Annotated in this window: 19 protein-coding genes; 14 read left to right on the top strand and 5 right to left on the bottom strand. The window is 55.1% G+C overall.

The window, feature by feature from the left end; all coding sequences use genetic code 11:
* Positions 1-13: 13 nt before the first annotated feature.
* Positions 14-790, top strand: coding sequence for a 2-keto-4-pentenoate hydratase (locus RQP18_RS09555; RefSeq protein WP_342387464.1), 777 nt, complete (start codon positions 14-16; stop codon positions 788-790).
* Positions 791-950: 160 nt separating this feature from the next.
* On the top strand, positions 951-1,820 hold the full coding sequence (locus RQP18_RS09550) for a DMT family transporter (RefSeq protein WP_342387463.1): 870 nt from the start codon (positions 951-953) through the stop codon (positions 1,818-1,820).
* A gap of 66 nt (positions 1,821-1,886) precedes the next feature.
* Here the strand turns inward: RQP18_RS09550 and RQP18_RS09545 are convergent, their stop codons facing one another.
* Positions 1,887-4,151, bottom strand: a complete 2,265-nt coding sequence (locus tag RQP18_RS09545) for an excinuclease ABC subunit UvrA (protein WP_342387462.1) — start codon at positions 4,149-4,151, stop codon at positions 1,887-1,889.
* Positions 4,152-4,322: 171 nt separating this feature from the next.
* On the opposite strand from RQP18_RS09545, the gene RQP18_RS09540 reads away from it, so the two are divergent.
* A complete protein-coding gene (locus RQP18_RS09540; RefSeq protein ID WP_342387461.1) occupies positions 4,323-5,996 on the top strand; it encodes a M20/M25/M40 family metallo-hydrolase in 1,674 nt (557 codons plus the stop codon).
* A gap of 49 nt (positions 5,997-6,045) precedes the next feature.
* Here RQP18_RS09540 and RQP18_RS09535 read toward each other — a convergent pair whose 3' ends face one another.
* Complete coding sequence (locus tag RQP18_RS09535; RefSeq protein WP_342387460.1) at positions 6,046-7,311, bottom strand: Zn-dependent hydrolase; 1,266 nt, start codon at positions 7,309-7,311, stop codon at positions 6,046-6,048.
* A gap of 90 nt (positions 7,312-7,401) precedes the next feature.
* On the opposite strand from RQP18_RS09535, the gene pxpB reads away from it, so the two are divergent.
* The 8 genes from pxpB to RQP18_RS09495 all read left to right on the top strand — a co-directional run bounded on the left by pxpB (position 7,402) and on the right by RQP18_RS09495 (position 15,356).
* Positions 7,402-8,121: a 5-oxoprolinase subunit PxpB gene (gene pxpB, locus RQP18_RS09530; RefSeq protein WP_342387459.1), complete on the top strand. Its 720-nt coding sequence runs from the start codon at positions 7,402-7,404 to the stop codon at positions 8,119-8,121.
* Positions 8,118-9,113: a biotin-dependent carboxyltransferase family protein gene (locus RQP18_RS09525; protein ID WP_373446030.1), complete on the top strand. Its 996-nt coding sequence runs from the start codon at positions 8,118-8,120 to the stop codon at positions 9,111-9,113. The genes pxpB and RQP18_RS09525 overlap by 4 nt, the downstream gene beginning before the upstream one ends.
* The gene (locus RQP18_RS09520) at positions 9,110-9,541 is read left to right on the top strand and encodes an acetyl-CoA carboxylase biotin carboxyl carrier protein (protein ID WP_342387457.1); all 432 of its coding nucleotides are present in this window, start codon (positions 9,110-9,112) and stop codon (positions 9,539-9,541) included. Before RQP18_RS09525 ends, RQP18_RS09520 begins: the two co-directional genes overlap by 4 nt.
* A 1-nt stretch (position 9,542) precedes the next feature.
* Positions 9,543-10,901, top strand: coding sequence for an acetyl-CoA carboxylase biotin carboxylase subunit (gene accC / locus RQP18_RS09515; RefSeq protein ID WP_342387456.1), 1,359 nt, complete (start codon positions 9,543-9,545; stop codon positions 10,899-10,901).
* A 2-nt stretch (positions 10,902-10,903) separates the two neighbouring features.
* Positions 10,904-11,662 (top strand): LamB/YcsF family protein, encoded by a 759-nt coding sequence (locus tag RQP18_RS09510; protein ID WP_342387455.1) that lies wholly within the window; start codon positions 10,904-10,906, stop codon positions 11,660-11,662.
* 15 nt (positions 11,663-11,677) lie between these two features.
* Positions 11,678-12,889 (top strand): NRAMP family divalent metal transporter, encoded by a 1,212-nt coding sequence (locus tag RQP18_RS09505; RefSeq protein ID WP_342387454.1) that lies wholly within the window; start codon positions 11,678-11,680, stop codon positions 12,887-12,889.
* A gap of 12 nt (positions 12,890-12,901) precedes the next feature.
* Positions 12,902-13,672: a putative hydro-lyase gene (locus RQP18_RS09500; protein ID WP_342387453.1), complete on the top strand. Its 771-nt coding sequence runs from the start codon at positions 12,902-12,904 to the stop codon at positions 13,670-13,672.
* A 115-nt stretch (positions 13,673-13,787) separates the two neighbouring features.
* Entirely contained in the window at positions 13,788-15,356 is a 1,569-nt protein-coding gene (locus RQP18_RS09495; RefSeq protein ID WP_342387452.1) for a glutathione ABC transporter substrate-binding protein, read from the top strand.
* 215 nt (positions 15,357-15,571) lie between these two features.
* On the opposite strand, the gene RQP18_RS09490 is transcribed toward RQP18_RS09495, so the two are convergent.
* Positions 15,572-16,009, bottom strand: a complete 438-nt coding sequence (locus RQP18_RS09490) for a VOC family protein (protein ID WP_342387451.1) — start codon at positions 16,007-16,009, stop codon at positions 15,572-15,574.
* 302 nt (positions 16,010-16,311) lie between these two features.
* On the opposite strand from RQP18_RS09490, the gene RQP18_RS09485 reads away from it, so the two are divergent.
* From RQP18_RS09485 to msrA, 3 genes are read left to right on the top strand one after another with little or no spacing between them, the layout of a single operon-like run.
* Positions 16,312-16,908: a peptidase C15 gene (locus tag RQP18_RS09485; protein WP_342387450.1), complete on the top strand. Its 597-nt coding sequence runs from the start codon at positions 16,312-16,314 to the stop codon at positions 16,906-16,908.
* A gap of 28 nt (positions 16,909-16,936) precedes the next feature.
* Positions 16,937-17,656, top strand: coding sequence for a glucosamine-6-phosphate deaminase (nagB, locus tag RQP18_RS09480; protein WP_342387449.1), 720 nt, complete (start codon positions 16,937-16,939; stop codon positions 17,654-17,656).
* Between the two features lie 14 nt (positions 17,657-17,670).
* Positions 17,671-18,345, top strand: coding sequence for a peptide-methionine (S)-S-oxide reductase MsrA (gene msrA / locus RQP18_RS09475; protein WP_342387448.1), 675 nt, complete (start codon positions 17,671-17,673; stop codon positions 18,343-18,345).
* A 54-nt stretch (positions 18,346-18,399) separates the two neighbouring features.
* On the opposite strand, the gene RQP18_RS09470 is transcribed toward msrA, so the two are convergent.
* Together RQP18_RS09470 and RQP18_RS09465 are read right to left on the bottom strand one after the other, a co-directional pair.
* Positions 18,400-19,641 (bottom strand): ABC transporter permease, encoded by a 1,242-nt coding sequence (locus tag RQP18_RS09470; protein ID WP_342387447.1) that lies wholly within the window; start codon positions 19,639-19,641, stop codon positions 18,400-18,402.
* Entirely contained in the window at positions 19,638-20,534 is an 897-nt protein-coding gene (locus RQP18_RS09465) for an ABC transporter ATP-binding protein (RefSeq protein WP_342387446.1), read from the bottom strand. Before RQP18_RS09465 ends, RQP18_RS09470 begins: the two co-directional genes overlap by 4 nt.
* Positions 20,535-20,578: the final 44 nt, after the last annotated feature.

Genomic DNA, 20,578 nt, shown 5'->3' with positions numbered 1-20,578 from the left:
GAGGAACAAGACAATGGCTATCACCAGATTGCTGGGGGAAGAAATATACGCAGCGGAAAAGAATTTGACGCCGATTGTCCCGTTTACTGAGACCCATCCCGATATCACGGTGGAGGACGCCTACCAGGCCCAACTTCAGTATGTCGAAAGAAGACTGGCGGATGGGGCGGAAGTCGTCGGCAAGAAGATCGGCCTGACGAGCCGGGCCATGCAGGAGATGCTTGGTGTCGACCGTCCGGACTATGGGCATCTGCTGGATGACATGGTCTTCAGCGGCGGTGAGACTGTCGATGCAGGACGGTTCATCGCGCCGAGGGTGGAGTTCGAAATCGCCTTCGTGCTGGAAAAGGACATCAACGGCACGGATGCCACAGTGGAAAGTGTCACAGAAGCCATCGGCTATGCAGTGCCGGCCGCCGAAATCATCGACAGTCGCATCCGCGACTGGAAAATCAAGTTCGAAGACACCGTTGCAGACAACGGCTCTTCAGCGGGAGCAGTGCTGGGCCTGGCGCACGTGGCTCTGCAGGACATCGACCTGCCATCCGTAAAGATGACAGTGTACAGGAACGGCGAAAAGCTGGACGAAGGATTCGGATCCGCTGTTCTTGGAAATCCGCTTGAAGCGGTGGTCTGGCTGGCAAAGGCACTGCACCCGTACGGCATTACACTCAAGGCCGGGGAAGTCGTCCTGGCGGGCGCCCTGACGAAGGCAGTGGATGTTGTGCCCGGAGACCGGTTCAGAGCATCATTCGAAGGCTTGGGTGAAGTGGAAGTTTCATTTTCATAAAATGGAGGGGTGCCCTTGGCATCCCTTTTTGCGTTCTGCTGGTATCGTGATGCAGACAAGATAAAATTGAAGTGTAGGATGGTGGGATTATGGGTATGCGATAACCCAGTCGATCCGGTAGTGCGGATTAGTAATCAATGCAGCTCAGGAGGGCAACATTATGAAATACACCGGCATTTGGCTGGTCATGCTGGCAGCCATGTTCTGGGGCCTCAGCGGGGGTATCGCGGATATATTGATGGAGAAGGGATGGAGTCCCCTTGTGATTTCATTCTACCGCGGGGCGGTCGGATTCATATTCTTCTTCGTATGGTTCATCATCCACTTCAAACAGAACTGGATCACTTCGCCACGCTTCCACTTCTGGTCGATACTGGGTGGCATCGGGGTGGCGGGAAATTTCACCTTCTACTTCCTCGCCATCCAGGAATCGAGTGTGGCTGTTGCGGCGACCCTGATGTATACGGCACCGATATTCGTGCTGCTGATTGCGTTCCTCTTCAGGATGGAGCAGTCGACATGGTTCAAATGGCTCTGTGTCGTCTCTGTCCTCATCGGCATCGTCCTGCTCACCGGCGCCTATGATCCGGAATCCGTATCAACCGGCATATTCGGCGTGGCAGCAGGGCTCGCTGCCGGGCTGTCGTATGCCCTGTTCATCTTCGGGTTCAAAAATGCCTCCGCCATCGGAAGCCCACAGATGGTGCTGACCATCGCCTTCTTTGCATTCTGTATCATCCTGGTGTGGTTCATAGATATGGGTGAGGCTTTGAGCGTATTGACCTCCGGAGATTTATGGTGGTTCCTGCTGCTGGGTGCAGTGGGTGCCGGCGTGTCATTCATCATCTATGTCATCGGTGTCCGGCGGACGGCGCCGACGACCGCTTCAATGGTCGCGATGGTGGAGCCGGTGACGGCATCACTGTTCGGGGTGCTGCTCCTCGGCGACCGGCTGGCGATCATCCAGATCCTCGGCATGGCGATCATACTTGTGACGATCACGGTACTCAGCGTCAGGCAGTCGGGATGAGCAATGAATATGGACATGTGAAAATGCACCCGCCGGAATTCCGGCGGGTGCATTTTTATGGGCTTCCTATTTTCCTTCTCCTGTATATCTTCTGATGTGCCTGGCGGTGACGGAACCTTCCACATCGAGGAGCCCGTCGGGTTCGCCGCTGTAGAGGATCCTACCACCGCGCAAGCCGGCACCAGGACCGACGTCGATGATCCAGTCGGCATGGGTCATCATGGTCAGGTTATGCTCGATCAGAATGACGGTGTTGCCCTGATCGATGAGCTGGCCGAAGCAGTCGAGCAGGGTCGGGATGTCGTCTTCATGGAGCCCGGTCGTCGGTTCGTCGAAGACGAAGACCTTGCCTGTGGCGTCACTGTCGAGATGGCGGCTCAGCTTCACGCGCTGGATCTCCCCGCCTGAGAGCGTATCGAGGGACTGGCCGAGTGTCATATAGTGCAGGCCGGTATCATGGATGTTCTTCAGGCGGCTGATGACGCGTGTATTCGTCGTAAATATGCCCAGCGCCTCCTCGACGGTGAGGGCGAGGATGTCCGCGATGGAGTAGCCGTCCACTTTCGCCTCGAGGACTTCGGGGCGGTAGCGGGTGCCCTGGCAGACTTCACATACTTGTGAGAAGTCGGGCATGAAGGCAAGTTCGGTCTTGAGTATCCCCTTGCCGCCGCATTCGGGGCAGGCGCCTTCGGAGTTGTAGCTGAACATGCCCTTCCTGAGCCCCGTCTGCTGGCTGAAGAATGTACGGATCTCATCAAAGAGGTCCATATAGGTCAGCAGATTGGAGCGGTTCGAGGCATGGACCGGCTTCTGGTCGATGAAGATCGCGTCCGGATCCTTTTTGAAGCCGGCTTTGATGAGCGTACTCTTGCCGGAGCCGGCAACACCGGTGATGACGGACATGACATTCCGCGGGATGTCGACCGATACATCCTCGAGGTTGTTCTTTGTGATGTGCTCGAGGCTGATGAAACCTTCGGGCTGCTTGGGATGCGCCTTCAGATTATGCGTCCGGGCCAGGGCCGTGGAAGTCGGCGTACTTGAGGCCATCAGTTCAGCGTAGGAGCCGGTGAATATGATCTCCCCGCCATGCTGGCCGGCGCCCGGGCCGATATCGATGACATGGTCGGCGATCCGGACGACGTCCGGGTCATGCTCGACGACGAGGACGGTGTTGCCCTTGTCGCGTATCGAGCGCATGATCGTGTTGATCTTCTCGATATCCTCCGGGTGCAGCCCGACGCTCGGTTCGTCGATGATGTAGACGAGGTCCGACAGCGGACTGTTCAGGTGGCGGATCAGCTTGATCCGCTGCGATTCGCCGCCCGAGAGTGATGGTGTCTCCCGGTCGAGTGTCAGGTAGTTGAGACCGACATAGGCGAGTGATTCCATCTGTGCAAGCAGCGGCCGGATGATGTATTCCGACTTCGGATCATCGAGCTGCTTCAGGAACGGAATCGCCTCTTCGATGGACAGGGCGGTGAAGTCCGCGATGTCGAGTCCGTCGATCTTGCATGAGAGGACCTTCTGGTTGAGCCTTTTCCCTTCACACTCCGGACATTTGCGGCTCGTGACGACCCGTTCCACATCCGCGAGGAAACGCTTCTTCTCGAAGTTGTCGTTCAGGAGGAACGAACGCCTGAAACGGTGGATGAGGCCTTCGAATTTCGCAGTCCTGGGCCAGTTGTCCGGCGGATTCTTCAGCTTCGTCGGTTTCGTGTAGAGGAAGGTGTCCATCTCCTCCTTCGTATAGTCCCTGAGCTTCTTGTCATTATCGAAGAGGCCCGTGTACAGGTAGCGTTTCCCGCGCCAGCTGTCGGGTTTGAAGGAAGGGAACTTGATCGCGTCCTCATTGAGCGACCGGTCGAAATCGAGCAGCTCATCAAGGTCGATGTCCTCCACATAGCCGAGCCCCTGGCACCGTTCGCACATGCCGCCCGGATTGTTGAAGGAAAATACATTGGAGTAGCCGACGAACGGCTCGCCGATACGCGACCACAATAGGCGCACCGAAGAGTATATATCGGAAATGGTTCCGACCGTAGACCGCGAGTTGCCGCCGAGCCGCTTCTGGTTGATGATCATGGCGACGGGCAGGTTCTCTATCTGGTCCACATCGGGCTTCTCGTAGTGTGTCATCTGGTTCTGGATGTAGCTGGAGTATGTTTCATTGAGCAGACGTTCCGATTCCGCGGCAAGTGTATTGAATACCAGGGATGACTTGCCCGAACCCGACCGTCCGGTAAATACGGTTAATTGATGTTTTGGTATGTCGACGCTCACATTTTTCAGGTTGTTCTGATTGGCGCCTTTTATTCGTATCATTGACATGCGTCTCACCTCTATCCTGTAGTGTACCCGAATGAAGGGTGGAAATCACATGGAAGCGGGTTGGGGTACAGAATCGGCGAAGCATTTCACTGGTGCGGCGGAGGAGGGGGATTGCTATAATTGTTTTAAAGGAATAAAAGTCGGATTGATACATAGAAGGAGGCTTACTTTATGAAAGAAAACAATGGAGAACTGGACTGCCGGGAGGAGTTGCTGACGATTACGAAAAGGCTTGTCGGCATCCGGAGCGAAGTCAATACGGACGGGGAGCGGGTGGTCGCCGCATCCATCCACGGCATGTTGGCAGCCCACCCATATTTTGAAGCAAACCCGTCGCAGCTCGTCATGGAGCCGACAGTCAATGATGAGCGGAAGCGGTACAATGTCATGGCGCATGTCAAGGGGACGAAAGGGGAGAGCCGCCGTACGGTGGTGCTGATGGGGCACATGGATACGGTCGGTGTGGAGGACTTCGGCGCGCAGCAGGACCTGGCATTCCGTCCCGATGACTGGATGGCACACCTTAAGGGCGAGAAGCTGCCGGAGGCGGTGCGGGCCCAGCTGGAGTCGGATGACTGGCTGTTCGGCCGGGGCGTGCTGGATATGAAGAGCGGGGTGGCGAGCAACCTCTACCTGCTCACCCACTATGCATCGCATCCGGAATTGCTTGATGGCAACATCGTCTTCATCGCAGAATGTGACGAGGAGGATGGTTCGCATGGCATCCTGTCGGCCCTGAAGACGTTGAAACGCTGGCAGGCGGAGGAGGGATTCGACTATGTCGCCGCCATCAACAGCGATTTCGTCGCACCGGGCTATGAAGGGGACGAGAACCGCTACATATACAAGGGGACGGTCGGCAAACTGCTCCCGTCCTTCTTCATCACCGGGGAGGAGACGCATGTCGGCTCGGCATTCGATGGGCTCGATCCGAACTTCATCGCAGCCGAGCTGACGCGGCAGATCAGCTACAACCCCGAGCTCTGTGATGTGGCGCTGGGGGAGGCGACACTGCCGCCGGTATCACTCAAGCAGACCGATCTGAAGCCGTCCTATACCGTACAGACGGCGCTGTCTGCCTACGTGTACTACAACTTCTTCGTCCATTCCTGGTCACCGGAGAAGGTATTGGAATTATTGAAGGCACAGGCGGAGACCGCCTTCAAGAGCGCGATTGAAACCTTTCGGACACGCTACCGGAAGTATGGAGAGGTGAGCGGCCGGCCGGGGCGTGAGATCACCTGGGAACCGAGGGTCTACTTGTACGATGAGATGGATGGGCTGCTCAGGGAGGCACATGGTGATGATTATGTGCAGCATATGAAAGTTTTCAAGGCGGAACTTGAGCAGGACGAAAGCCTCGATTCACGCATGCTTGCTGCGCGCGTCGTCGAGGAGGCATGGAAGTTCATGCCGGACAAGCGTCCGGCGATCATCGTCTTCTATTCCTCTCTCTACTCCCCACGGGTCGCACTGACAGGGGAGAGGAAGAGCGAGCGCCGACTGCTCGACGCATTGGATGATGCGATTGAAGCGGTGCAGCCGGAGTATGGATATCCGATCGTGGCGAGGAACTTCTTCCCGCACATATCAGATATGAGTTTCGTGGCGATGAGTGACGACATGTCAGAAATCGATGATATGGTTGCGAATACCCCGTCATGGGGCAGGAAGCTGTTCGTCGAGTACCAGGATGTCGCCGACCTGAACATCCCGGTCATCAACATCGGGCCATATGGCGAGGATGGACACAAGCGGCTTGAACGGATGGAAATGACCTACTCGCTCGAAGTGGTGCCGAACTTGACCAACAGTGTCCTGAGGCGGGTGCTCGAATCCGAATAGATGACAATATAAAAGACAGCATGCCAAGGCATGCTGTCTTTTATATTGCCTAGTAGTTCTCAAAGAAGTCCTTCAGCACCTGCACGCTCCGGCTCAGGTCTTCGATATGGGTGAACTCCTCCGGATTGTGGCTGATGCCTTTGAGGCTCCGCACGAACAGCATGGTGATCGGGAACTCGGTGCCGATGCTCATTGCATCGTGACCCGCCCCGCTCGGCAGGTGGACCGGCAGCAGGTCCTGCCTTTTGAATGACGCCTCCATTCTGGAGATGACTTCCGGGTCGATCGGAATCGGCATGACACGGGTCGTGAGATCGACTTCTGCGGTGATGCTGCTGTCCCTGACGGTGTCTTCCGCATGTTCTGCGACGGCTTCGATCAGCTTCGACTGGTTGTCGGTATCAATGTCCCGTGCATCGACGACGAGATTCACTTCACCCGGGATGACATTGACACCCCCGGGTTTCACATCCATCTTGCCGACGGTGGCGACGGCTTCCCTGCTGATTCCCTTGGCGACTTCCGGCAGGGTGCTGATGAACTCGGATGCCTTGACGAGTGCATCCCGGCGTTCGGTCATCGGGGTGCTGCCGGCATGTCCCGCTTCCCCACGGAAGGTGATGTTCGTCCGTGTGGCACCGGCGATGCCGCTCACGATGCCGACGGGCAGCTCCTTCTGCTCAAGCTGTTTTGCCTGTTCGATGTGCACTTCGGCGTAGATTTCGATATTGTAGTCCAGCCCCTCAGCCGAGAGGAACTGCTCCCTGTCGGAGCCGATGTTCCCGAGGACATCATCAATCGTCTGCCCTTCCGGGTCGCGGTACTTGTTGATCTCCTCTTCGGTGAGCATCCCCATGAATGCACGGCTGCCGGTCAGTCCGCTGCCGAAGCGGCTGCCTTCCTCGTCCGAGAAGATGACGACTTCATATGAATACTTCGGCTGGTAGCCTGCCTCGTACCACAGTGTCGCGATTTCGAGTGCCGTAATGACACCCGCAGCGCCGTCGAAGTGGCCGCCGTCAGGCACGGAATCGATATGGGACCCCGCCATGAAGACTTTGGAGTCATCCTGCCCCCTGTATCTTCCGAATACATTGCCGGCACCGTCGGTGCGTACACTCATGCCGATCCCTTCCATCCAGTCTGCAACCCTGTCTTTTGCCGCCAGTTCCTCTTCCGAGTATCCCATCCTTCTTGAACCCTGGTTCTCCGTCCGTCCGATCTCGGAAATTTCCAGTATGCGTGCATGGAGCCGTCTGCTTGATGCACTCTCGAGTGTTTCAGCCGCCATCTTGCCGAGGAAGTCATTTGTCATCTTTCATTCTCCTTTTTTCCTATTTGTATTTGATAATAATATATGAAGGCTTATAATAAAAGTGAGAATATTCAGTTGAGGGGTGGAAGAATGGATATCAGACAGTTTGCCGAAAATGCCCTGACCATCTATATGGGCGATGAAATCGATGAACGGGTCAATCGGCAGCTTGTGGCGCTGCGCCATCATATTGAAGGGATGGAGGTCGAGGGCATCGATGAGATCGTCCTGTCATACACGAGCCTCATCATCTATTTCGACATTTTCAAAACCGATGCCCGGGTGTTGAAGGAAACACTTGGTGACATCGATGAGGAAGCACTGCTCGAGGAGGAGATCGAGTACAGGGTCATCGAAATCCCGGTATGCTACGGCGGTGAGTACGGGCCGGACCTTGGCAATTTCCAGGACAATGGCCTGTCGGAACAGGAAGTCATCGACCTGCATGGCAATAAGGAATATCTCGTCTACATGCTTGGTTTCATGCCGGGCTTTCCATATCTCGGCGGGCTGGACGAAAAGCTGCACAAGGCCCGGCTGGAAACACCAAGGGTGCGCATACCAGCCGGTTCGGTCGGCATCGGCGGCAGGCAGACGGGCATGTATCCGTTCGAATCCCCCGGCGGATGGCATCTTCTGGGACGCACACCGGTGCCCCTGTTCGATCCGGGACGCGAGGAGACGATCCTCTACGCGGCGGGTGACCGCATCATCTACCGCCCGATCGATGAAGCGGAATACAGACGCATTGAAGAGGATATCGCCTCCGGGGACTACGAAATCAAATATGAAATGAAAGGGGGCCAATGATGATGCTCAAAGTGAAAAGTCCGGGACTCTACACGACGGTCCAGGACCTTGGACGCTACGGCCACCAGGCGGAAGGTTTTTCACCGGCTGGGGCGATGGATTACCGTGCCTTCATGCTGGCCAACCAGCTGCTCGGCAATGACGACAACGCGCCGGGCCTTGAAATGACTTTTCGGGGTGCCTCGTTCGAAGTGATGCAGGATACGGTCATTGCGGCGGCAGGTGCTGATATGGCACTTGAGATCGATGGGGATGCCTTCTCCATCGGGGTGCCGATTCCCGTATTCAAAGGCAGCCTGGTCGAGTTCGGTGCTGCTGAAAACGGCTCGCGGACATATCTGGCGGCAGCGGGGGGCTTCCGGGTCGACAGGGTCCTCGGCAGTGCTTCGACGCATGTCAGGAGCGGCATCGGTGGCTATCGTGGCCGTACGCTCCAGGCAGGTGATGTGATCAGAACGGGTGATATGGCCGCTGCGCCGGGACCCTTCAGAATCGCCGGGATCGAAGAGGAGGAAGCGGTCCGGGTCATTCCCGGTCAGCAGTATGACCGTTTCAATGAAGAGATGCGGGAGAAGCTGTTTGGTGAAGGATATACACTGACGAAGGACTGCGACCGGATGGGCTACCGGCTCGACGGGCCGGTGCTTGAAGCCGATCCGGATCCGGGCCACGATGTCCTGTCAGAGCCGACCCAGCTCGGCAGCATCCAGGTGCCGAAAGGCGGCAAGCCGATTGTGCTCCTGAACGACAGGCAGACGGCAGGTGGATATGCACGCATCGGTACGGTGGCGCGTGTCGACATTCCCAAGCTGGTCCAGAAGCAGCCGGGGGATACGGTCAGATTCGAAGAGGTATCGGTAGAAGAGGCAACGGCACTCTACCGGGAAGAAATGGAAAAGATACGGGACGGCGGGTACCTTGAGATCAACAATGATTTCAGGTCGCACGTCAGACCGACGGCGGGCAAGCTCGCAAGAATAATGGAGAGGTGATCGAGTTGGATATAGAAGAAGTGAAAGCATATGCAAAGCTGCTGAAGGAAGAGAACCTGAAAGTGCTGACCATCAAGGATGGAGATTTCAAGATCCATCTGGAGGCGAATGTGGCCGATGCCCCTGCTGTCGGCCAGCAGGCTGCACCAGAGCCGGAGGCTGGTGGTGAAGAAGCGTCCGGACATACGGTCAAGGCCAAGCAGGTCGGCACGTTCTTCATCGAGAAGGAAGAGAACAGCGACGAGACATTCGTATCCGTCGGAGATGAGGTCGCCGAGGGGGATACGCTCGGTGTCATCGAAGCCATGAAGGTGTTCAATGATGTCAAAGCGGAGGTCCCGGGTACCGTGGAAGAAATTCTTGTCGGAAATGGAGAGAGCGTGGAGTATGACCAGCCGCTCTTCATCCTGCGACCGAAGGAGGACTAGCGTGGAAAAGGTTTTGGTAGCAAACCGTGGAGAAATTGCCGTCAGGGTCATCCGGTCGCTCAAGGAAATGGGCATCCCGAGTGTCGCCATCTATTCCACCGCAGACCGGGACAGCCTGCATGTGGCGCTTGCGGATGAGGCGATATGCATCGGCCCGGCCAAAAGCACCGAGAGCTATCTGGATATCGAGCGGATCGTTGCAGCCATTGAAGTGAGTGGCGCCGATGCCGTCCATCCGGGATACGGCTTCCTTTCGGAATCGGCAACGTTTGCAGGCCGTCTGGAGGAGGTCGGCGTCACTTTCATCGGTCCCACTGCAGATACGATCTCCCGGATGGGGGACAAGGCGGAGGCGCGCCAGACGATGAAGGATGCCGGTGTGCCGGTCATCCCAGGAAGTGACGGGGTCATCGACAGCTTCGAGGAAGTCGAATCCGTTGCCGAATCGGTCGGCTATCCGCTCGTCATCAAGGCGGTCTCGGGCGGCGGCGGCAAGGGCATGCGCTTCGTCCATGAGCCGGCGCAGCTTGAAAAAATGTACAAGGCAGCGAAGAAGGAAGCGAAGAATGCCTTCGGCGACGACCGGATCTATGTGGAAAAATACATCGAGAAGGCCCGCCATATTGAAGTGCAGGTGGTCGGGGACGGCCAGGGGCATGCCGTCCATCTCTACGAGCGGGACTGCTCGATCCAGCGGAACAACCAGAAGCTGGTGGAAGAGGCCCCGGCCGCCGTCCTGGATGATGCGTCGAGAAGGGATATTACGGAACGGACGGCTGAAGCGGTCGCAAAACTCCACTACCGCGGTGCCGGGACGGTCGAGTATCTCTACGTCGAAGAGGAGGATGCCTTCTATTTCATCGAAATGAATACGCGGATCCAGGTGGAACACACGGTATCCGAAGAGATCACCGGTGTGGACATCGTCCGCCTGCAGCTGGAAGTGGCACAGGGGAAGCCGCTTGAACTCATGCAGGATGACATCTCGATCAACGGCTTTGCGATCGAGTGCCGGATCAATGCGGAGAATCCGGCGGAGCACTTCATGCCTGCCCCGGGCACGATCGAAACGCTTCATTTCGGCATGGGCCAGGGCGTGCGGATCGATTCCCATGTCTATCCGGGCTACATGATTCCACCGCATTATGACTCGATGATCGGAAAGATCATCACCCATGCGGAGTCGAGGGAGGGGGCGATACGGAAGATGACCCATGTCCTGGATGAGACGGTCATCGGACCGATTCATACGAACCTCGATTTCCAGCATTATCTGATGAACCACCCAAACTATAGGAAGAACGATGTGGACATCAAGTTTCTTCCACGAAATCACATTATCGGACAGGAAGGGGAATGACCATGTACACAGTAGACTTGAACGCGGATCTTGGAGAGAGCTACGGCAACTATTCCATCGGCAATGACGAAGAGATCATCCCGCTGATCTCTTCGGCGAATGTCGCCTGCGGATTCCACGCGGCCGACCCGTCGGTCATGCTTGAGACCATCCGGATGATCAGGGAGAGCGGCTCTACAGGCGTGGGTGCCCACCCGGGGTTTCCGGACCTCATGGGCTTCGGCAGGCGGTATATGGACATGTCCATGGAAGACGTCAGAAGCATGATGTTCTATCAGCTCGGTGCACTGGACGGGTTCTGCCGTGTCGAGGGTATCGGAATGAACCACGTCAAACCGCACGGTGCACTGTATAACGCCACATTCAAGGATGAGGAGCTGGCCCGGACGATTGCGGAAGCGGTGAAGGACTACAATCCGGAGCTCAAGCTGATGGGGCTGTCCAACCAGAACCTGGTGCGTGCCGGAGAGGCGGCGGGTCTCGAAGTGCGCCATGAAGTGTTCGCCGACCGTGCCTACGAGGATGACGGTACGCTCGTCAGCCGGAAGAAGGAGGGCGCGATGATCACCGATACGAAGGAGGCTGTGGGCCGTGTCGTCCGTATGGTCAAGGAAGGCAGAGTCGAGAGCATCAACGGCCGGGACATCGATATCCAGGCCGACAGCATATGCGTCCATGGGGATGGACCGAAAGCCCTGGAATTCGTCAGGGAGATCAGAAGTGCACTCGGGAAAGAAGACATCACCATCCAAACAATGTAGAGGGGACTTGTGAATATGGACAACAAACCAAAAATGACCGGCGTACAGCGTCGCCTGCTCTTCGGTGCGATATTCCTGATGGCGACATCATCCATCGGACCGGCATTCCTGACCCAGACCAGCGTATTTACAGAACAGTTTCTGGCAAGCTTTGCATTCGCTATACTGGCATCCATCATCATCGACATCGGTGCCCAGCTGAACATCTGGCGCATACTGAGTGTCTCCGGGAAAAGGGGGCAGGATGTCGCGAACCAGGTCTTTCCGGGACTCGGCTACCTGATTGCATTCCTGATCGTGCTTGGCGGATTCGCCTTCAACATCGGCAACGTCGCCGGTGCGGGGCTCGGGTTCAATGCCATCTTCGGCTGGGACCCGCGCATCGGTGCGGCACTGGCCGGCATCATCGCGATCATCGTCTTCCTGTTAAAGAACGGCCGTGCGGTGATGGATGTCATCATCCAGATCCTCGGTGTGCTCATGATCGCCATCACGGCATTCGTCATGATCCGGTCCAATCCCCCTTACGGGGAAGCGGCCTACCGCGCAGTCATGCCGGAGGATCCGATGACGCTCTTCCTGCCAGTGGTGACGCTGGTCGGCGGGACGGTCGGCGGATATATCACGTTCGCCGGCGCCCACCGTCTGATTGAAGCGGGCATGACCGGCAAGGAAAATCTGGGATTCGTCAGTACGGCGGCGAACCTCGGGATACTCACGACAGGTGTCATGCGTACCCTGCTCTTCCTGGCCGTGCTCGGTGTCGTCTCCGGAGGGGTGGCGCTCAACCCCGAGAATCCGCCGGCGTCCGTCTTCCAGATTGCGCTCGGTGACATCGGAATGCAGATATTCGGTGTCGTGCTCGTTGCAGCCGCCCTGTCATCCGTCATCGGATCCGCCTACACGAGCGCCTCATTCCTGAGGTCGCTGCACCGGGTGTTCGATGACTACAACAATATCGTCATCATCACCTTCATCGTCATTTCGACCATCATCTTTACATTCGTCGGACGCCCGGTCGTACTGCTCATTCTTGCGGGGGCCTTCAACGGTCTCATCCTGCCGCTTACACTGGGTGCGGTACTCGTCGCCTCGAGGAACAGGAAGATCGTCGGCGACTACAAGCATCCGATGTGGATGATCATCTTCGGAATCGTCGCGGTCCTCATCACACTGATTGCCGGCTTCATGTCGCTGCAGGGTCTGCAGGACCTCTGGACCCAGTAAGGAGGAAGAATCATGGAAGCAAAAGAACTGAGGGAAAAGATAAGGAATGGGACTTTCGACAGGACGACTTCAGGCGCCGCCGGCGACAATGTACAGGCCAATATCGTCATTCTGCCGAAATCCTATGCATTCGATTTTCTGCTCTATGCCATGCGGAACAGAAAAGCCGTCCCCGTCATCGAGGTGATGGAGGATGGGAGGGTGGAAAGCAGGTATGCCGAAGGCTCCGATATCCGCACCGATGTGCCGAAATACAACATCTACAGGAATGGGGAGCTTGAGGAGACGGTCGGAGACATTACGGAATACTGGCAGGATGACTTTGTCACCTTCCTCATCGGCTGCAGCTTCACATTCGAACAGGCACTGCTTGAATCCGGACTTGATGTAAAGCATATCAGCGAGAAGAAGAATGTCGCCATGTACAAAACGGATATCGCAACAGAGCCCGCCGGCATATTCAGCGGGGAGCTCGTCGTATCGATGCGGCCGTTCAAGAGGGAGCTGGTCGGGAAGGCATCCGATGTGACCGCACAGTTTCCGGACATGCACGGCCGCCCGGTGCATCACGGGAAACCGTCCGAAATCGGCATCCGCGACATCGGTGCACCGGAATACGGTGAACCGATCGAGATTGCTCCCGATGAGGAGCCGGTGTTCTGGGCATGTGGCGTCACGCCGCAGAATGCGGCACTCAATGCCAGACCTTCCATCATGATTACGCATAACCCGGGACACATGTTCGTAACGGATATGAAGAATGAGGACTTCAAGGAAGAATAGGAAGTTTCACACTTTTAGCGGAATTTTAGCCGATTGGCCGAAATTCCGCTTTATTCGCCCTTTATTTCATACCTTATATGTAGGTATAATAAGTGAAGGAAATGGAGGTTGGGAAATGAAGAAATTATATTTGTTTTTATTCATATGCATCCTGGCATTGGCGGGATGTACGGACGACAGCAGCGTGGAAGAGGAGACAGAGGAGACGGAAGGATCAGCATCATCAGGTGAGGATATCGCCTTCAGCCTGCAGGCACTGCCGAATTCACTGGATCCCCATGCGGCGAATGACGGATATTCGCTCTATGTCATGATCAATATATACGAAACGCTCGTCAGACTGAACCAGGACCTGGAACTTGAACCGGGGCTTGCGGAATCCTACGAGCAGCTGGATGATACGACGTGGGAATTCAAACTGCGCGAAGGTGTGACATTCCATGACGGCAGTCCATTCAATGCCGAAGTGGTCAAGGCGAACCTGGACCGTGTGCGTGACCCGGAAGTCGGGGCACCGCTTGAATTCCTGTTCACCGAAATCGAAGAAGTGGAAGTGGTGGATGACTACACTGTGAATATACATACGGAAGGGCCGTTTGCAGCACTGCCTGCACATCTGGCCCATCCGGGTGGCCATATGATCAGCAAGGAAGTCATCGACCGCGACTACGAAACCATGGAATCGGGCGGTCAGCCGTTGACTGAAGTCAATGCCGACCCTGTCGGCACCGGATTCTTCAAGTTCGAGGAGAATGTGGAGGGCGACCATATCACATTGAGCCGCAACGAGGACTACTGGGGCGAACCGGCAGAACCGGCTTCTGTGACCTTCAAGGCGGTGCCTGAAGATGGTACGCGTATTGCGGAACTCTCGACAGGCGACGCAGACCTCATCTATCCGGTGAATCCGAGTGACGTGGCACAGATTGATGGTGCCGACGGTACACGGGTCGAACAGCATGAGAGTGCAAGCATGTCCTACCTGGGCTTCAACCTTGAAAAGGAACCATTCGACGACCCGGCTGTAAGGCGGGCGATCGCGATGTCGATCGACAAGGAGGCCATCATCAACGAGATGCTGGAAGGCATACCGGCTGTTGCAGAGACGCCTCTCAACCCGACTGTAAATGGCTACAGTGACGATCTCGATCCGATCGAGTACGACAAGGAAGCCGCACAGGCGCTGCTCGATGAGAATGGCTACAGCGACGGGTTTACTGCTGAGATCATCGTGCGTGACCGGACGACTGCCGACATCGCAACGTTCATCCAGCAAGAATTGAGCGATCTCGGCATCACGCTTGAAATCCGTCAGATGGAATCCGGCGCCTATCAGGAATATACAGCCAACGGCCAGCATGACATGTTCATGGGCAGCTGGGGCACGGTGACGCTTGACGCGGACTATGGACTCTATCCGATGTTCCACTCCGACAACCATGGTGCACCGGGCAACCGTACAAGGTATGCCAATGAAGAGGTTGACACTCTTCTGGACGAGGCGCGGACCGAAACGGATGAAGCGGCACGCATGCAGCAGTATGCTGAAGCGCAGCAGATCATCATCAACGAGGCACCGCTCGTGCCGATCTATCATTCGGTGCTGCTGACAGGCATCAATGATGAACTGGACGGCTATTTCCAGTATCCGAGCAGCTTCCCGTATTTGAAAGAATTGGAATAGGATTTTGCTCCCATCATAGTATCTCCCTTCAAAGCAGACACTTGAAAAGTGAAAACTTTGAAGGGAGTTTTTCTTTGCCAAATAGAAATGTATCAGGGAACGATCTGCTTAACGCATCTGAATCCGAGGATTTGCTCAAGTCCCCCTTAGAAGCTTCAACCTGATAAAGCCCCGGCGCGCTCGACCAGCATCATCATCGGTGTCAGCAGCATATTTCAATCGATTTTCTCCGCCAGTTCCAAAATGATTCCCTCAGGCCCACGAATATAGCATAATTTATAAGTGTTTTCGTAGTTTTGTATCTCACCGATAAGTTCCGCGCCTTTCCTTTTCAATTTGGCAACAAGGTCTTCAATATCTTCAACAGCAAAGGCAATATGCCGGATGCCCAGAGTATTTGCCAAAGGGCGCTGCAAGCCATTTTCATCTGATGGCGTGTGGAATTTCACTAGTTCTATATTTGCCTCACCGTCTGGAGTCCGCAGCATTACAACTTCCTCTTTAACATCTTCAAGTCCTATTATCCGCTCCACCCACTCGCCTTCCACTTCTCCTTCCCCCAGCATTTCAAGGCCGAAGTCGAGAAAAAAAGCTTTCGCGGCAGTGAGGTCATCGACGATTATACCCACATGATCTATTCGATGGATCTTCATCTCCCATACCTCCTATATTTATTGACTATATCTCCCAAAGATGCTTTTGGTCCCATCATTTTATTTCTTCAATTCTATAATAACACAATATTATGAAAATTTAATTGAAACAGGATGCTGACCGTTTTATCCAGTTCTCCAGTATGATATTCAAAATGATGCAGCGCGTCTGAACTGCGCCGGCAAATACATTTCCATTTTTCGCTGTCTGCTCGAATGGAGTCGGCCCATCTTCTGAATGGGAGCTTTCATTATAATCTGGTATAGTGGAATGGATATAGGGCATAAGAAAGGATGATTGCATGAAGACACTGCTACTGACAGGGTTCGAACCCTTTCTGCAGTTCAAGGAGAACCCGACCGCTACGGCTGTGAAAATATTCGACGGGGAGGTCGTCGGGGACTACCGGATTGTCGGGCGGGTCTACCCGGTCGCTTTCGACAAGATCAACGGCCTCATCACGCGCGACCTTGATGTATTCGAACCGGATGCCGTGGTCAACCTGGGCCTTGCGGGCGGCAGGCACACGATTGACATCGAACGCATCGCCATCAACTGCGTCGATGGCAGGACGGACAATGAAGGGTTCACCCCCGACGGTGAGAAGATAGATGAAGCGGGGCCGGATGGCCTGTTCTCCACGCTGCCGATCAAACGCCTGGAGAAGGCATTGAAGGCCAACCACATCCCTGCAAGGATTTCGAATTCTGCAGGAACATACCTCTGCAACAATCTGATGTATACGACGCTGAATCAAACCAGGCAGAGGGGGAGGTCCATCCCTGCCGGATTCATCCACGTTCCGGCCCATCATGAAATCGGGACGGAACTCAATGTTTCAAGCTGGTCCCAGGATGATATAAATAAAGCAGTAGGCATCATATTGGGCAATATATAACCATATCGTATAAACAAGGAGACAGGTCATGAAAATAGTACATGTAGAAAATTATGATGAAATGAGCATGCGGGCGGCGCGCACCGTTTTCAACAAAATTGTGGAGTCAGAGCGTGTGGTGCTCGGGCTTGCCACAGGGTCGACCCCGGAGAAGATGTATGATTACCTCGTGGACATGCTGAATAAGAACAAGGTCGACCTTTCCCATGTCTATACCATCAACCTCGATGAGTATGTGGGGCTCGGGAATGACCATCCACAGAGCTACCACCAGTATATGAACAGGATATTCTTCGACCGGGTGCCCATCCCGAAAGACCACACTTTTATCCCCCATGGCGATGCCCCGGATCTGGAGGCGGAGGTCGAGCGGTATGAGCAGGTGATCGAGGAACTCGGCGGGGTCGATCTCCAGGTGCTCGGCATCGGCAGGAACGGCCATATCGCATTCAACGAACCGGGTACGCCGTTTGATTCGAGGACGCATGTTGTCGATCTCGCCGAAACGACAGTGAATGACAATGCGCGTTTCTTCGATACGGTGGAGGAAGTGCCGAGGCAGGCGATTACTATGGGTCTTGATACCATAATGAGTGCCAAATCCATACTGCTCCTCGTCTCCGGGGACGAAAAGGAGGAGGCGCTGGCGTGCATGATCGACTGCGAAGTGTCGGAGGAGCTGCCGGCAACCATCCTGCAGCGGCATCATGATGTGACCGTCATTGCGGATGACGAAGCATTGGAGTAGGGGAGGGCTGGAACATGACTGGAGAACATCTGCAGCTGCCGGCCATTGAAGCCGGCCTCTACACAGCGGAACTGGAAACGGCCACCTTCGGCATGGGCTGCTTCTGGGGGCCTGACGCCCGGTTCGGTGCACTGCCCGGCATCATTCGGACGCGCACCGGCTATGCGGGCGGCACGACTGAAAGTCCGACCTACAGACAGATGGGCGACCATACCGAGACGGTCGAGGTGGATTTCGACCCCGCCATCATTTCCTATGAGGAGATCCTCCGCCATTTCTGGCGTAACCATTATCCGAACCGGGATGCGTACAGGGGACGCCAATACATCTCCCTGCTGCGCTTTCACAGCGAGGCACAGGAAGCCGCAGTGGAAAAGGTGAGGCGCGAAATGGAGGCGGAGCTCGGTTTTTCCATCGAGACGGATATCGCCCCATTTGATGGGTTCACGCTGGCGGAAGAACGCCATCAGAAGTACTATCTGAAGCGCTACCCGAAAGCGCCGGGACAGCTTGCGGACCTGGCTCCCGACCCGTTACTCCTGACCGGCTCTACTTTTGCCGCGCGGTTGAACGGTTTTGTGAAAGGACACGGGAACAGGGATGCACTGCTGGACGAAATTTCAGGCTGGCCCGTTCCGGCTGAAGCACGGAATCATTTGAGGAAAAAGCTCCAATATATGAAATGGTAAAAAAGCATGTCCACCTGTAGAGGGGACATGCCTTTTTGAATGTGTGCTTGAACTCTATTCCTTCCGTATGCGCTTCAGGTTCTTGAAGATGCCGTTCGATGTCGACAGCACGCTGTTGCGGTAGATGCTCGCTGCAAGCAGCACCGCAAGTATGATTGATACGACAAGGATGGCGACCCCGATCAACAGAGGGATTTGGCCCGTATCCTCATGTATGGCTCGAAGCGGCATGACGAATGGGGTGAACGGCGGGAAATAGCTGGATATTCTGACCAGCATGTTGTCTGAGGTGCTCCAGATGTTGAAGATCGCGATATAGAATCCGATGAGCGATAACATTGTCACCGGCAGGAGTGCCTGCTGGAGGTCCTCCATCCTGCTGATGAAAGAACCGAGCATCGCGGCAACCGACAGGTAGAGGATGAGACCAAGGATCAGGAAGATGACCGAATAGGTGATCATAATCGGTGTCTGGTCATTTGCCTCAAGGCCGAAATCGCTGATGATTTCTCTGAAATCGAAGAGCTGTATCGCAATGAGGATTGCAATGATGAATATTACGAGCTGCGTCAGACTCACTGAAATCATGGCGCTGATCTTGGCGAGCAGGTGGGTGACTGGAGCGACACTCGAGACGATCATCTCTATGACTCTCGAAGTCTTCTCCATGGCAACTTCAGTACCGATCTGGCTGGCATAGTTGATGACGATGAAGAACATGACGATGACTGTTATATAGAAGACGATCGTGTTCAGCAGATTGGCTTCCGGCATATCTTCACTGTCCGCTGCACTCCCCGAAGCTTCTCCCTCTTCGCCACTTTGGGCGGCGATGTCATAGGTGATGTCCGGTGATGCATTCAGACGTTCCGCCTCCGCCTGGGTCAGGTTCAGCGACTGGATCATCATCATCCTCTGCACCTGACCGAGTGCCATTTCGATGTCGGTCATCTGGTCGCCCGGAATCTCCTGGTCGGCTTCGAGCGTGACGGCGAGGGGGTCTGTCCCATCGACTCTCAACAGCGCTTCCGCGGTACCGATTTCCCCGTCGCTCTGTGCGACATCAATCTCCGTTTCAAGGGAGTCCATCACCGCCTCGAACTGGGCATGGAACGCTTCGTCGCTTTCAACTTGCAGTGTGGTGATCTCTTCGGAGGAATCGAAAAGGTTGATGATCTTGTCGAAGTTCGCTCCAAGGAATATCACGAGGACGATGATCAGTGTACTGATCATGAACGATTTGGCGCGTACTTTGGACAGGTAGGTCTGGGAAAAAGTGGCTATAAATTTATTCATAGTTCATGCCCCACCTTCGAAATGAATATGTCATTGATGGATGGCTCGTTGACCTGGAATCTTTTGAAATAGCCGAGCTTTACGATTTCATTGAAAATCGGCTCTGCGTACTTTTCATCCTCGATCTTGAGGATGCTTTTCCTGCGTATCTGCTTCATGTCGAGGACCCCTGGCATATTCCGCAGGAATTCGACATCATGGTCGCCTTCGATGATGATCTCCTTCTGTCCGAAGTCGCTTTTGATCTCGTCGATGTTGCCGCTGACCACCTGCTTTCCCTTGTTCAGGATGCACAATGATTCACACAGCTCCTCGACATGCTCCATGCGGTGTGTACTGAAGATGATGGTTGCACCCCGGCGGTTCAGTTCCTTGACTGAGGTCTTGAGGATTTCCACATTGACCGGGTCGAGTCCACTGAACGGTTCATCGAGTATAATCAGCTTCGGCTCATGGATGATCGAGGCGATCAGCTGGATCTTCTGCTGGTTCCCCTTCGAAAGTTTTTCTATGCGCTTGCTCCGGTTTTCCGGCACTTCGAAGCGCTCGAGCCATTCAGTGAGTTTCGTATCGATGTCATGCTTCGACATGCCTTTCAGCTGGCCGAGATAGCGGATCTGCTCATCGACCTTCAGCTTCGGGTGCAGGCCCCGTTCTTCGGGCAGGTACCCGATTTCATTCGTGACATCATAGTCGATTTTCTTGTCATTGTAGGTGATGCTCCCTGCTGAAGGCTGAAGCAGGCCGAGGATCATGCGGAATGTCGTCGTCTTGCCCGCCCCGTTTCCTCCAAGGAATCCGTACATGCTGCCTGCAGGAACTTTGAGATTGATGTCGTCGACGGCAACCTGCCCGTTGAAGCTTTTGGATAGGCCGGTGAGTTCCAGTGTCATAGGTGTGTCCCCCTTCATCATTATGATTTTATTTTACCATAGAG

The organism is Salinicoccus sp. Bachu38 (assembly GCF_038561955.2).
In the GTDB taxonomy this organism is placed as follows: Bacteria; Bacillota; Bacilli; order Staphylococcales; family Salinicoccaceae; genus Salinicoccus; species Salinicoccus bachuensis.
This window is presented reverse-complemented; position numbering and strand designations above follow the sequence as displayed.